This window comes from Casimicrobium huifangae, from assembly GCF_009746125.1.
Taxonomy (GTDB): domain Bacteria; phylum Pseudomonadota; class Gammaproteobacteria; order Burkholderiales; family Casimicrobiaceae; genus Casimicrobium; species Casimicrobium huifangae.
The window spans coordinates 763,383-775,986 of the sequence record NZ_CP041352.1 but is presented as its reverse complement, the minus strand read 5'-3'; the positions used below and the strand labels follow the sequence as shown (position 1 = coordinate 775,986).

The 12,604-nt window shown below is 62.6% G+C and carries 12 protein-coding genes and 1 pseudogene; 5 read left to right on the top strand and 8 right to left on the bottom strand.

The window, feature by feature from the left end:
- Window positions 1–8: 8 nt before the first annotated feature.
- A complete protein-coding gene (murJ, locus tag FKL89_RS03515; protein WP_156861373.1) occupies window positions 9–1,640 on the bottom strand; it encodes a murein biosynthesis integral membrane protein MurJ in 1,632 nt (543 codons plus the stop codon).
- An 80-nt stretch (window positions 1,641–1,720) separates the two neighbouring features.
- On the opposite strand from murJ, the gene rpsT reads away from it, so the two are divergent.
- Window positions 1,721–1,999 (top strand): 30S ribosomal protein S20, encoded by a 279-nt coding sequence (rpsT, locus tag FKL89_RS03510; protein ID WP_156861371.1) that lies wholly within the window; start codon window positions 1,721–1,723, stop codon window positions 1,997–1,999.
- Between the two features lie 76 nt (window positions 2,000–2,075).
- Here the strand turns inward: rpsT and FKL89_RS03505 are convergent, their stop codons facing one another.
- Window positions 2,076–2,477 (bottom strand): DUF3579 domain-containing protein, encoded by a 402-nt coding sequence (locus FKL89_RS03505; RefSeq protein WP_156861369.1) that lies wholly within the window; start codon window positions 2,475–2,477, stop codon window positions 2,076–2,078.
- A gap of 138 nt (window positions 2,478–2,615) precedes the next feature.
- Between FKL89_RS03505 and argF the strand changes: the two genes are divergently transcribed.
- The 4 genes from argF (at window position 2,616) to FKL89_RS03485 (ending at window position 5,610) form a co-directional block, all read left to right on the top strand.
- On the top strand, window positions 2,616–3,563 hold the full coding sequence (argF, locus tag FKL89_RS03500) for an ornithine carbamoyltransferase (protein WP_156861367.1): 948 nt from the start codon (window positions 2,616–2,618) through the stop codon (window positions 3,561–3,563).
- A 93-nt stretch (window positions 3,564–3,656) separates the two neighbouring features.
- Entirely contained in the window at window positions 3,657–4,280 is a 624-nt protein-coding gene (locus FKL89_RS03495) for an RluA family pseudouridine synthase (protein ID WP_156864525.1), read from the top strand.
- A 272-nt stretch (window positions 4,281–4,552) separates the two neighbouring features.
- Window positions 4,553–4,729: a hypothetical protein gene (locus FKL89_RS03490; protein WP_156861365.1), complete on the top strand. Its 177-nt coding sequence runs from the start codon at window positions 4,553–4,555 to the stop codon at window positions 4,727–4,729.
- Between the two features lie 239 nt (window positions 4,730–4,968).
- Window positions 4,969–5,610 carry a flavin reductase family protein gene (locus FKL89_RS03485; RefSeq protein WP_156861363.1) on the top strand — a complete coding sequence of 214 codons (642 nt, stop codon included), beginning with the start codon at window positions 4,969–4,971 and terminating at the stop codon, window positions 5,608–5,610.
- A gap of 109 nt (window positions 5,611–5,719) precedes the next feature.
- Here FKL89_RS03485 and FKL89_RS03480 read toward each other — a convergent pair whose 3' ends face one another.
- The 6 genes and pseudogenes from FKL89_RS03480 to FKL89_RS20315 all read right to left on the bottom strand — a co-directional run.
- Complete coding sequence (locus FKL89_RS03480) at window positions 5,720–6,442, bottom strand: hypothetical protein (protein ID WP_156861361.1); 723 nt, start codon at window positions 6,440–6,442, stop codon at window positions 5,720–5,722.
- Between the two features lie 15 nt (window positions 6,443–6,457).
- The gene (locus FKL89_RS03475; protein ID WP_156861359.1) at window positions 6,458–8,764 is read right to left on the bottom strand and encodes a xanthine dehydrogenase family protein molybdopterin-binding subunit; all 2,307 of its coding nucleotides are present in this window, start codon (window positions 8,762–8,764) and stop codon (window positions 6,458–6,460) included.
- 2 nt (window positions 8,765–8,766) lie between these two features.
- Entirely contained in the window at window positions 8,767–9,225 is a 459-nt protein-coding gene (locus tag FKL89_RS03470; protein WP_156864524.1) for a (2Fe-2S)-binding protein, read from the bottom strand.
- Between the two features lie 158 nt (window positions 9,226–9,383).
- Entirely contained in the window at window positions 9,384–10,775 is a 1,392-nt protein-coding gene (locus FKL89_RS03465; protein WP_156861357.1) for an AmpG family muropeptide MFS transporter, read from the bottom strand.
- A 105-nt stretch (window positions 10,776–10,880) separates the two neighbouring features.
- Window positions 10,881–11,240, bottom strand: coding sequence for a hypothetical protein (locus FKL89_RS20320; RefSeq protein WP_238363648.1), 360 nt, complete (start codon window positions 11,238–11,240; stop codon window positions 10,881–10,883).
- A gap of 900 nt (window positions 11,241–12,140) precedes the next feature.
- Window positions 12,141–12,461, bottom strand: a pseudogene (locus FKL89_RS20315) (BLUF domain-containing protein); the annotation flags it as partial.
- Window positions 12,462–12,604 lie beyond the last annotated feature (143 nt).

The window sequence follows — 12,604 nt, the reverse complement described above, 5'->3', positions numbered from 1 at the left end:
CCGACGTTCTAGCGCTTCACGTCACGGAGACGGAAGCCAAAGCCGTAAAGCACGCCAAGATAGGCGGCACCGCCCAGCGCAAACAGCGAGGCCAGTGTGCCAATGCGGCGAAACTCGGTCCAGTGTGAAGAAACGGCGTCAGCGATGGCGCCGAGCAACGGGATGCCCGCCGCCCAACGGGTATCGAGCGTGCCCGAGGCCTTCGCCACCCACCAGCCGTCGTCCGGTCGCGCAATCAGGATCGCCACTGTGGTGAACGCGGTTGCCGCCACGAGCTGCCAGGCAAAAGGCCGCCAGCGCGCCTGCGGCACGTAAAGCCCGCGCGCGCGCAGCCCGCGATACAGCCACCACGCGTTGAGCACTGCGCCAAGGCTGGTGGACAGCGCCAGCGCCGCATGTTTCAGCGTTGGTGCATAGCGATCAAACACTACCCAGACAAAGAACAGATTGAACAACTGGGTGATCACCAGCACGCGTACCGCGATCTTCACTGGCGTCGCCGTGTCTTGCTGCGCGTAGAACGCCGGAGCCAGGATCTTGATCCACACCAATGCCACGATACCGACGGCGTAAGCGGCCACCGCCGGGCCGGTCTGCAGCGCATCGTGTGCTGTAAATGCGCCGCGCTCAAAGATGGTGGCAATCATCGGCACCGCCAGCACCACCATCACCGCCATTGCCGGCAGCGTAGCGAGCAGCGCGAAACGCATGCCGTAGTCGAGCAGCTCGCCGTAGCCCTTGCTGTTCTTTTCATTCCGCAAGGCGCCCAGCGCGGGAAGGATCACCGTACCGATGGCAACCCCGAGCAGCGCGGTGGGTAGCTCCATCAAGCGGTCCGCCTTTTTCAGCCAGCTCACGGCGCCATCGCCGAAAAACGACGAGTAATTGGTGTTGATCAGCAGGCTGACCTGGGCGACCGAGACGCCAAGAATGGCCGGCGCCATCGTCTTCAGCATCCGCCGCACGCCTTCGTCGCGGAAATGGAAGTCCAGCCGCGGAAACATGCCCAGCTTGTAGAGCGGCCAAAGCTGTAAGGCCAATTGCAGCACGCCACCGACCACCACCCCCCACGCCAGCGCGTGGATCGGCTGCGCGAAGTGCGGTGCGGCCCACAGTGAAGCTCCGATCATGGCCGCATTGAGCAATACCGGGGTGAAGGCAGGAATGCCGAATTTCTTCCAGATATTCATCACGCCCCCGGCCAGTGCGGTCAGCGAAATGAACAGCAGATAGGGGAACATGATGCGCAGCAGCTCGGTGGCAAGCTGCGTCTTGCCGGCGGTCTTGTCGAAGCCCGATGCAAACAGCGGGATCAGCCACGGCGCCGCCAGAATGCCGAGCAACGTCACCGCCAGCAATGCGACCAGTTGCAACGTCGCTACCCGATTGATCAGTTGGTGAGTGGCCGCTTCGCCGCGTTGCCCCTTGTATTCTGCGATCAGCGGTACAAAGGCCTGTGCAAATGCGCCTTCGGCAAACAGCCGACGCATCATGTTGGGCAGCTGGAAAGCAATCTCGAAGGCGTCGTTCACTGCTCCGGCGCCGAACACTTTGGCCGTGACCACCTCGCGCGCCAGCCCGGCGACGCGCGACAGCGTGGTAAGTGCTGAGACGCTGACGATGGCTTTGAACAGGTTCACAGGGACCGGGCGTAGTTGCAGTGCGGAAAGATTCCCCGTAGAATAGCGGGTTCACCGAATTCGATACTGAAATATCTGTTATGGCCAATTCCGCCCAAGCCAAGAAGCGCGCCCGTCAAAACGACAAGCAACGCGCCCACAACGCCGCCCTCCGTACGCAACTGCGTACCGCCGTCAAGAAAGTGCAAAAAGCCGTCGCCGCTGGCGATCAGGGCGCTGCACTGAAACAGATGCAGGAATCGCAATCGGTGATCGACCGTATTGCTGACAAGAAGATCGTTCACAAGAACCTGGCTTCCCGCGTGAAGAGCAACCTCGTTCGTGCCGTCAAAGGCATGGGCGAAAAGAAAGCCGCCTAGTCAGCGGTCGTTCGGTGAAAAGCAAAAAGGCCCTGCGGGGCCTTTTTTGTTGCCTGCGGCGAGCGCAGAGGCGATGTCAGTAATCCTCTGACTTCGTCGCAACGGCAGGTCGCAGCGGTGGCGAGTCCTGCGACATGCGGCGCACAGTGTCAGGCAGCAGCGTCGCCACGGCATCAGCGTCGAAGGTGATCTGCAAGTCATTGTCGAGCGCAAAACTCAGGAAGAACTTGAACAGTCGCGGCTCCAGCTCCGCAAGCTGGCGGCGCACAATCACGCAGCGCAGACCGTCGCGCAATGCCGGGGTCACCAGCGGGCTGTAGCGCAGCTGCTCGTCCGGGCCGAAAGCCGACATCACGCCACAGAGCCGATCCGACCAGTCGCTCGGGCGGAACTGCTGCCCCGACTGCGTGATCCCCTTGATGACGAGATCACTGTCGGGCGAAGGGGACGGAAGCGCAGGGGTCGCGCTGGTGGTCATGGCCGGCCTATGGTGTCCCCTGCAACCTGCGGGCAGAGGCGCTTTGCTGACGGAACGGGCCACAGGATGAGCGGCCCGCACAAGCTTTCAATTCTAGCAACGCGGGTAAACTGCTGTTTTTGAAGCCCTGCCCTGATCATGTCCACGGCCAAGTTCACCGCGCCGGTCGCCAAAGTGCGGCATTTCCTGCAAATGAGCGATTTCTCTGCCGAGGAATACGCCTACCTGTTCGAACGCACCCGCATCATCAAGGATCGCTTCAAGCGCTACGAGCTGTATCACCCGCTGCGTGACCGCACGCTGGCGATGGTGTTCGAGAAGAACTCCACCCGCACCCGTGTCTCGTTCGAGGCTGGCATGAACCAGCTCGGTGGTTCGGCCATCTTTCTGACCAGCGAAACCTCGCAGATCTCGCGCGGCGAGCCGGTGGAGGACCTCGCCCGCGTGGTCAGCCGCATGGTCGACGTGGTGATGATCCGCACCTTCAAGCAGAGCGTCGTCGAAAAATTCGCCGAATACTCGCGGGTACCGGTCATCAATGGGCTCACCGACGATCACCATCCCTGTCAGGTGCTGGCCGACCTGTTCACCTACGTCGAGCAACGCGGCGACATCAAAGGCAAGATCGTCACCTGGGTGGGAGACGCCAACAACATGCTCAATTCGTGGCTGCAGGCCGCGAAGATTCTGGGCTTCACGGTACACGCTTCAACGCCGCCGGGCTACGCCATCCCTGACGCGATGCTCAAGGCGGCGGGTGACAGCGTGAAGGTATTCGCCGACCCGCTTGAAGCGGCGCGCGGTTCGCACCTCGTTACCACCGACGTATGGACCAGCATGGGCTTCGAGGCCGAAACCGAGGCGCGCAAGAAGGCGTTTGCCGACTGGTGCGTTGACGAAGAGATGATGGCGCTGGCGGATACCTCCGCTGTGTTCATGCACTGCCTGCCTGCCCATCGCGGCGAAGAAGTCACCGCCGGCGTCATCGACGGTCCACAAAGCGTGGTGTGGGACGAAGCGGAGAACCGTCTGCACGCGCAGAAAGCGTTGCTGGAATACCTCGTCGTTGGCGAAGTCAAATCGTGACGGTAGATGTAGGAGCGGCTCTGCCGCGACCACACATTGACCACCACAACAAGGGTCGCGGCAGAGTCGCTCCTGCAAAGCAATAGGTTGTCCGTGCTCGCGGTGGTCGCCATCGACGACAGCTTTATCGTCGTCGACAAACCCAGCGGTCTGCTGTCGGTTCCCGGTCGCGGGCCGGACAAGCAGGATTGCCTCAGCGCCCGCGTGCAACGCGAATTCCCCGATGCGCTGATCGTGCACCGGCTCGACATGGAGACATCCGGCCTGATGGTGTTGGGCCGAGGGATCGAGGCGCAGCGTGCACTCGGGCGCGCGTTCGAACAACGGCGCGTGGGCAAGCGCTACGAGGCCGTTGTCGATGGGTTACTCGCGGATGACAGTGGCACGGTTGATCTGCCACTGATCTGTGATTGGCCCAATCGGCCGCGACAAATGGTCAGCCATGAGCTGGGCAAACCGTCCACCACACACTATCAGGTGATTTCGCGGGACGAGCAAACCGCCCGTACCCGTGTATCGCTGACACCCGTGACCGGACGCAGCCATCAACTGCGCGTGCACATGGCCGCGCTCGGGCATCCCATCGTCGGTGACAGCCTTTACGCTGCAACGCCCCCCGCGCCAGGCGAGCGCCTGCTGTTGCACGCCGCCGAACTTTCCTTTCCGCACCCCCGCACCGGAGAAGCAGTGACGGTTCGCTCGGCGGTCCCGTTTTAGCCCGAATCCAAGTCGATTTGCACAGCTGTTGTAGGCGCGAGCTCGCTCGCGCTGGGTCGCTTGGCGCGCACCGGTGCATACCCACAAGCCACACGTCTGGCTGAAGGGTATGGGCCTAGCCCGCGCCGCACGCCGCTGCAATTCACGCAGGATTTCGCCAGTTCACGAAGCTGCCCCGCAACTCGTCGCCTGCCCATATCGCCCGGTTGCAGACGAATTTACAGTTCGCTCCATCGCAACAACGCGATATCAACCGAACCAAGGAACACACCATGAAATCGATCACTTTCCACGGCATCCTCTCCCGCACCGAACGCGCCCTGATTGGCGCCGCTGCTGCCACCATGAGTCTTGCCACCACCACCGTTATCGCCGCTGCCTTCCAGGGCGCAGCGCTGACTGAGCAGTCGCAACTGATCGCGAGCATCGGCAAAGCCTTCTTCGGCTAGGCCAATGATTCAAGTTGCAGCCCTTGCGCTGTACCCCACCCGGCGCGCCACGCGATGCGCGCCGGCACACACCGGCATCGGTGTGGCGCGAACACCTCAGGAAGCCTGAATCCCCGAAAGATCCTCGGGCTTCCTGACGTGTTCGTGCGCGTCGATGCAGTTCCATCAACACGACGATTCGCAGCGCTCGCGCCTGAGCAACACCCAAGTGTTTCGCAGGCGGCCCATACACTGGCGGCATGATCGACGCTGAACACACATCCCGCCCGCCCGCCGAGATGCAACCGGTGCCGTTGGCCAAGGCCTACCGCCTGCTCAACCATGGCCCCACTGTTCTCGTTTCAGCCGCACATGGCGGTCAACGCAATGTGATGGCCGCCGCGTGGAACATGGCATTGGATTTTGAGCCGTGCAAGGTGTCCGTGGTCATCGACAAATCGACCTGGACACGCGAGCTGATCGAAGCCAGCGGTCGCTTCGCACTCAACGTCCCGGCACGTGGTATCGCAAGCGAAGTGCTCGCCATCGGCAACACCTCGGGCCGTGACCTCGACCGCACCAGATATGCCGACAAATTCGCTGCCTTCGGCCTAGACACCTTCGCAGGCACCGACCCGGCGTTGCCCCTCGTCACCGGCTGTGTCGCCTGGCTCGAATGCACGCTAATCCCCGAGCCACACAACCAGCAGCGCTACGACCTCTTCATCGGCGAAGTCACCGCTGCGTGGGCCGATTCACGCGTGTTCACGAACGGGCATTGGACATACCGCGCAGACACGCCAACGGAATTGCAGACGCTGCACTATGTCGCGGGTGGGACGTTCTTGTCGATCGGCGCGGCGTTCAACATGACGGCGGCGGCGATGCGCACCGCGGATTAGCGTCAAGAACTCGGCACCTGACCGGCAGGCACATTCTTTCGTAGGCTGGGTCGCGACCCAGCACTCGGTACGTCAGCCTTGCCGCTGGGTTTTCAACCCAGCCTACGCGCTACGCGCCGTCACACTCACCAACTGCAAGTTCACTTACAAGGCCTTCTTGCGAGATCAAAAAGATGCGTTCAAAACAATGAGTAACCTTGATCTCTCGAGCGGCGATGGCATAAGTTTCAGCATCTGCCAGCCAGTAGTCGTTTAACAGTGCGAGCCAAATTGGTTTAGGGAGCGGGCTGCAAATGACGCTCTTTCTCAGGATGCGATCTTCCAGAATGAGTCGTGCATTGAGCCCAATGTCGGCAGATGAGCGCGTATTCGCGACGTATCCGATGATCTTGTTCCCTGAGGACCGCCTCGGTATTACCGAGACGCTCGCTTTTGAGCCAGCAAGCTTTCTTGTCCGCTTCAAACCTCGTTTTGCGATCACCGCTACTTGCTTCACCCAAGTTGTCAACAGTTTCCGAAATTGCGTCGCGTTGCCAACCGGAACCCACAAACCAACTAAGAGACTGAATTTATCGGGAACGAGTGCACCAACACTTTCGTTCAGATCGTTGATTAGTCGAATGCCGAATGTATCTTGACTTAGCCGATTGCCGAGCGTCCCATCGGGTTCGAACGTGAACGGCGACAACCGAGTTACTTCGACGCAACTGCGAGATAGCCCAACAGTTAGATAAAAATCAGGCGGATCGGGACCGTCTGACGCGACTGCAACCTCTGGACCACCCAGATACTTAACGAGGGCACCCGCTACAAATGCCTCCTCGCTTCTCACAGGAGCGTCACCCAACTAATCCAACCCAAACGGCAACCCCCGCAACCGCTTCCCCGTCGCCGCAAAAATCGCATTTCCCAACGCCGGGGCGACGGGCGGTGTACCGACTTCGCCGATGCCGCCGAGCGGCGCGCCGCTGTCGATGATGATCGTCTCAAACTGCGGGCACTCGGCCATACTGAGCAGCGGGTAGTCATTGAAGTTGCTCTGCTGCACAACGCCTTCGCTGAGAGTGATCTTGCCCTTGAGCGCGGCGGTGAGGCCGAAGATGGCGGCGCTGGCGATTTGCGCTTTTACGTTCTCGGGGTGCAGCGCGGTGCCGCAGTCGACGGCGCTCACCACGCGGCGCACCTTGATGTCCTTGCCGACCACTTCGACATCCACGACCTGGCAGACGATGCTCTTGAATGATTCGGCCAGCGCAATGCCACGGCCCCAGCCTTTCGGCAGCGCGCTGGTCCACTGCGCAGCGCTGGCGGCGGCGTCGAGCACCTTGACGAAGCGCGGCTGGTCCTTGAGCAGTTCGAGGCGGAAGAGATACGGGTCTTTCTTCAGTGCCGCCGCCAGCTCGTCAACGAACGATTCCACGAAGAACGCGTTGTACGAATTGCCGACGCTGCGCCAGTAACCAGTGGCGACCGGCAGGTTCACCTGGGCGTGGTCGCAGCGGAAGCTGGCGAACGCGTAGGGCAGATGCATCGCGCCTTCAGCGTTGGTGAGATCAGGTGGATAGTCGCCCGCAAACATCGGGTTCATGCGGCCAATCACGCTCTTGCTGACGCTGGGACCGACCATCTGCTGTTGCCACGCCGCAACCTGTCCAGCGTCGTCGAGCACCGCCGTCATGCGCGCCGAGACGGCCGGCCGGTAGGCATCGTGCTGAATGTCTTCTTCGCGCGACCAGATCAGCTGCACCGGCTTGCCGCCAGTGACTTTGGCGCATTCCAGCGCCTGCCGGATCACCTCGAGATCAAAACGGCGACCAAAGCCACCGCCGAGATAGGGCGTATGCACGCGGACATTGTCGATGGCGGCGTCGGCCACCCCGGCAGCCAGCCATTGCACAATGGTCGGCGCCTGATTGCCCACCCAGACATCGACTTGGCGCTCCTTGCCGTCACCGGCGACGCGCACGGTACAGTTCAGCGGTTCCATCGTCGCGTGGGCGAGGAATGGCACGCTGTAGTCCGCCTCGATACGCTGCTTCGCTGGCGCAGCGGCAATCACCTTCGCCGCGTTGCCGTGTTCGCCGAAGGTGCGGCGGATGGGCTTGCCCAGCTCGGGCCCGCCACCCTTGCCGTCGAGGATGTCACGGTAACGCGCCGCCAACTGCTCGCTCGACAAGACCGATGCCTTCGGGCCGCCACCCACCAGTTCAGCATCGGCCAGCGCCTGCTGCGCCAACCAGTAGCTGGTGGCGATCACGGCGAGCCAGTTCGGGCCGCGCACTTGATGCAGCACCGCCTTGGGCGGCATGCCGCCCTTCCAGCGCACCTCCTGCAGTTCGCCGCCGGTGACCGGCAGATGCTTGATCGCCGCGTAGAGCAGCCCTTCCGGTCGCGCATCGATACCGAACTGGGCGCGGCCCATCGCCTTCTCCGGCACGTCGAGGCGGACCGGGCTGGTACCAAGCAGGCGCCATTCGCTGCGCGGTTTCAGTCGCGCCACCGGTGGTAGCGGCAGCGCAGCGGCGGCTTGTGCGAACTCGCCCAGCGTACCCTGCTGGCCCGAGGCCGCGTGGCGAATTACGCCTTTGTCGATTCGCAGATCGGCGGGATTCACATTCCACTTTGCGCCCGCCGCCGCGAGCAGCATCGCGCGCGCGCTCGCTGCCGCCGCCCGCATCGGCTCCCAGGCGTCGCGCGTGGACGTGGAGCCGCCGGTCATCTGCACGCCGATCAGTCGGGCGGTGGTCATCATTGCACCCTGCATGGCAGCGGGCGCACTATCGCCGAGGGCGGTGACGTTGGCGTAAACCGGGTTGATCGCGGCCTGCTCGACACGCACCTTGGACCAGTCGGCGTCCAGCTCCTCCGCCACCAGCATGGCGAGCGTGGTGTAGATGCCCTGCCCCATCTCCTGCCGCGGTACCTGCACGATGAGCGCGTTGTCGGGCGCAAGTTTCAGCCATGCATTGAACGCGACATCGCCGCCCAGTGCCGGCGGCTTGAAGCCCTGTGCGTTGGTGATGCGCTTCGAGGCGAGCGTGAAGCCTACGGCCAGCGCACCGCCGACAAGACCGCCGCCGATCAGGAAGGCGCGGCGGGCTTTCGAGGTTTTCCTGCGCGGCGATGCAGCAGTTGTTGTCGTTGCGTCCGCCATTATCAGGCCCCCGCTTTCGTGAGTTCGGCTGCGCGCTTGATCGCGGCGCGCATGGCGGGGTAAGTGCCGCAGCGGCACAGATTGGTGATGGCAGCGTCGATGTCGGCATCGGTTGGATTCGGCGTTTTTGCCAGCAGCGCCGTGGTCGCCATGATGAAGCCGGGCTGGCAGTAGCCGCACTGCGGCACCTGCTGCTCGATCCAGGCGCGCTGCACCGGGCTTGGCGCCTTGTCGCCGACGCCTTCAATGGTGGTCACGGCCTTGCCCGCGACGGCCGACACCGGCGTCACGCAGGAGCGCACCGCCTGCCCATCAACCATGACCGTGCAGGCGCCGCAGGCGGCGATGCCACAGCCAAACTTGGTGCCGGTCAGCGCGGCGTCCTCGCGCAGCGCCCACAACAGCGGTTTCTCCGGGGGCGCGTCGATCGCGACCGGCTTCTGGTTGAGAGTGAAATTCACGGGCATGAGGTACTCCGTTGGGCGACTGGTTGCGGGCGATTTTGCGACTGCTTCAGCCTAGCAGCTTTTCATTGAATGCCCTATTCAAACAGGGCTTAATGGCACAAAAGCTGACTTATCGACTTTTTGCTGAATCGGGCCCTTAGCCCTCACCAAATCTAGGTTTTTGAAGAAAGCTGCCGGTGCTGCAACCGTCGCGATGCGATCCAGATCAGCACCAGCACCGGCAAACCGATCAGCGCGGTACCGATGAAAAACGTGTGATAACCGACGGCGTCCACCGCCACGCCGGAGAAGCCGGCCAGCCACTTCGGGAACAGCAGCATGATCGACGACAGCAGCGCGTACTGCGTCGCGGAATAGCTGATGTTGGTCAGGCTCGACATGTAGGCAATGAAGGTGCTGGAAGCAATGCCTGCCGAGAGATTGTCGATTGAAATCACCACGGTCAGCCAGGTCAGGTCGTGCCCGACCGTGGCCAGCCAGGAGAACAGCAGATTGCTCGCGGCGGAAAGGACGGCGCCAAGCATCAGCGTACGCATCATGCCGAACTTTATGGCCAGCACTCCGCCCAGCGCCGCACCGATCAGCGTCATCGCAAGGCCGTAGACTTTGCTGACCGCAGCGACCTCATCCTTGCTGTAGCCCATGTCCACGTAAAACGGGTTGGCCATGATGCCCATCACGATGTCGCTGACGCGATAGGTGGCGATCAATGCCAGCACCAGCAGCGCGTTCCAGCCGAAGCGGCGGAAGAAATCCGCGAACGGCTCGATCAGCGCTGTCTGCAGCCACTCGGCGAGATTCTTCGCTGGCACCAGTGCGCGCTGCACCGGCTCACGCGAGAACAGCACGGTGATGAAACCCACCACCATTGACGCCGCCATGACCAGATAGGCTACGCGCCAACCGCCGGCGTCGTAATTGGTGGGGTTCGCCACCTCAGCCCGCGCGGCGATCCAGAGCACGCCGGCGCCCGCCCAGATCATCGCGATGCGATAGCCCGTCTGATACGCCGCAGCGAGCGCCGCCTGATGGTCGGCGTCGCCCGATTCGATGCGATAGGCGTCGAGCGCGATGTCCTGCGTAGCACTGCCAAACGCGGTGAGGATGGCGAACCAGACGCTCGGCATCAACGCAACTTTCGGATCGTTCAGCGCCATGCCAACCAGACCGCAGACGATCATCACCTGCGACAGCAACAGCCAGCTGCGGCGACGCCCCAGCGCACGGGTCAGACCCGGGATTGGCAACCGGTCCACCAGCGGCGCCCAGCACCACTTGAAGCCGTAGGCGAGCCCGACCCATGAGAGAAAGCCAATGGTGGAGCGGTTGATGCCGGCTTCACGCAACCAGAACGAGAAGGTGCCGAGCACCAGCAACAGCGGAAGGCCGGCTGCAAAGCCGAGCGCCAGCATTCGCAGTGACGGCGGCTCAAGATATGTCGCCAGCGACTGCCGCCAGGTTCTTGTCTGCGCAATGTCGTCAGTACCCTCGGCTGACTGCGTGTTGCGATCGGTCGTCGCGTGGGGAGTGACGGTGCTGGTCATGCAGCAATTATCTGCAATGTGTGACCGCACTCGCGGCGGCGCACGCAGTGGCGCGACGCCTGCCGCCGGGGTAGAGCGGGCCTTCCCGCCGCCCCGAAGTGATCGTCAGACGACCAGCGCGCCCTCAACTTCGCTGACCTTGTAGCGCGCCATCGCGAGGTTGCCCTTCTTGCGATCAATCACCACGTACAGGAACAGCGTTCCCTTTTTGGTCAGCGGCCGGATCAAGTGGTACTGGTCCTGCAGCGTGATCAGGATGTCCTCGATACCGCCGGTGATGCCAAGCGATTTGGCCACCCGCAGCTTGGCGCGCACCACCTCGGTATTGCCCGCCGCAGCAATCTCAAGATTGATGCCACCACCGGCCGTACCGAGCGCCATGCCACTTTCCACATCGACGAGCGCGCAACCCATCGCACCGTCGATTGACAGGATTGCCTTCAGACTTTCCGCTACGTTTGCCATGTCGAAATCTCCCTTCGTTACTGGCTGGGACACAAAACTGGTTGCTGGTGGCGCAGACGCGCCCTTCGCTGCTGCTGCCGCTGCCGGTGACGGCGGCGAGACGGGCGTTGCCGCTGCGGGCCGGCTGGCCGGACCGCTGATGGGTGTCGCGGGCGGCGGGCTGGTGGCCGGCCCTGATCCAGTGCTCGCCCGGGTATCCGCCTCAATGCCACGATGACGCATACGGTTGGCGTGCATCGGCAGCACCGTTGCGGCGAGGCGTTCCTGAATGGTTCGCCAGAGCATGGCGGAATCGGCCAGCGGTACCGTGATTTCGGTGTAGGGCACGCGGAGGCTGTCGGCCACTTGCAGAAACTCGTGCTTGTGCGACGCGGCAGCCGTTGAAAAGGCGAACAGAAACGTCGGCCTGTGCTCGGCAACCGTGTGGATGGTCATCAAGCCGCGCAGCAACTCAATCTTGTGATTGATATCGCTGGAGCGGATGAGAAACACGATCAGCTTGGCGCGGTGATAAATGCCTTCAAGATAGCCGCCCGGCATCGTCGATGAGGCGATGGCGATGACCGTCAGGCCATCAGTGGTGGTCAGGTATTCGACCAGACCATCGGTGTCACGCAGATCAGGTGATTGCAGGCGCGTCCGCGCCAGCTCAACGCGCGAAACATGGGCGGCCTGACTGACCACCGCCGAAGCCCAGATCATGTTGGCACCGGTCACCACCACCGGACGCTGGCTCGCGATATCGTCGAGCCCCTGACGACCATACGGCATGGTGAAGGCGCGGACAAAATCCTGCGGTTCGACGCTGTCTCCCGGCAGAGCGGTCGCCAGCGAGCGTACCCTAGCGTCCAGCGTCTCGGCATCGTCTACCCGTGCCACCCGGATCAGGCTCCACGGACTGTTCAGCTGCTGGGGTCCACTCGCCTCGTAAATCACCTGCACGTCGCGGTGGCGCTTGTCGACAGCGATGCGGCCCATGGTTTCCACCACGGCAGCGGCCGGACCTTCCAGCCATTGCAGGAACCAGCCGCGGCAGTAGGCGAGCACGCCACGAATCTGCGCCGCATCGTTGCGGGCCCGCGCATTGCGCTCCAGTTCGGGCAACCATTTTTCCGGGTCCGTTCCGGCCGCAGCCCGACTGAGATAGACCACGTGCAGCAGTTCATCCAACCCGCGGCCGGGCTGCCTGCCGGTCGAGGCATCCAACGCATCATCGTTCATGATTGGAATACTGCTGTGCACCATATGCCTTGATCGCCCACATCTCCGTTACCCGCGAGGTCCGGCCGCAAACATCGCTTCCACACCCTGCGAGAGCCCGAGACTAAGATTCATCTTAATCCTGTCACCGATCCGAGGGAGCT

Excerpts from the sequence above, each read along its gene's own strand:
- rpsT (WP_156861371.1), top strand. The coding sequence starts at position 1,721 with ATGGCCAATTCCGCCCAAGCCAAGAAGCGCGCCCGTCAAAACGACAAG.
- FKL89_RS03505 (WP_156861369.1), bottom strand. The coding sequence starts at position 2,477 with ATGACCACCAGCGCGACCCCTGCGCTTCCGTCCCCTTCGCCCGACAGT.
- argF (WP_156861367.1), top strand. The coding sequence starts at position 2,616 with ATGTCCACGGCCAAGTTCACCGCGCCGGTCGCCAAAGTGCGGCATTTC.
- FKL89_RS03490 (WP_156861365.1), top strand. The coding sequence starts at position 4,553 with ATGAAATCGATCACTTTCCACGGCATCCTCTCCCGCACCGAACGCGCC.
- FKL89_RS03485 (WP_156861363.1), top strand. The coding sequence starts at position 4,969 with ATGATCGACGCTGAACACACATCCCGCCCGCCCGCCGAGATGCAACCG.
- FKL89_RS03475 (WP_156861359.1), bottom strand. The coding sequence starts at position 8,764 with ATGGCGGACGCAACGACAACAACTGCTGCATCGCCGCGCAGGAAAACC.
- FKL89_RS03465 (WP_156861357.1), bottom strand. The coding sequence starts at position 10,775 with ATGACCAGCACCGTCACTCCCCACGCGACGACCGATCGCAACACGCAG.
- FKL89_RS20320 (WP_238363648.1), bottom strand. The coding sequence starts at position 11,240 with ATGGCAAACGTAGCGGAAAGTCTGAAGGCAATCCTGTCAATCGACGGT.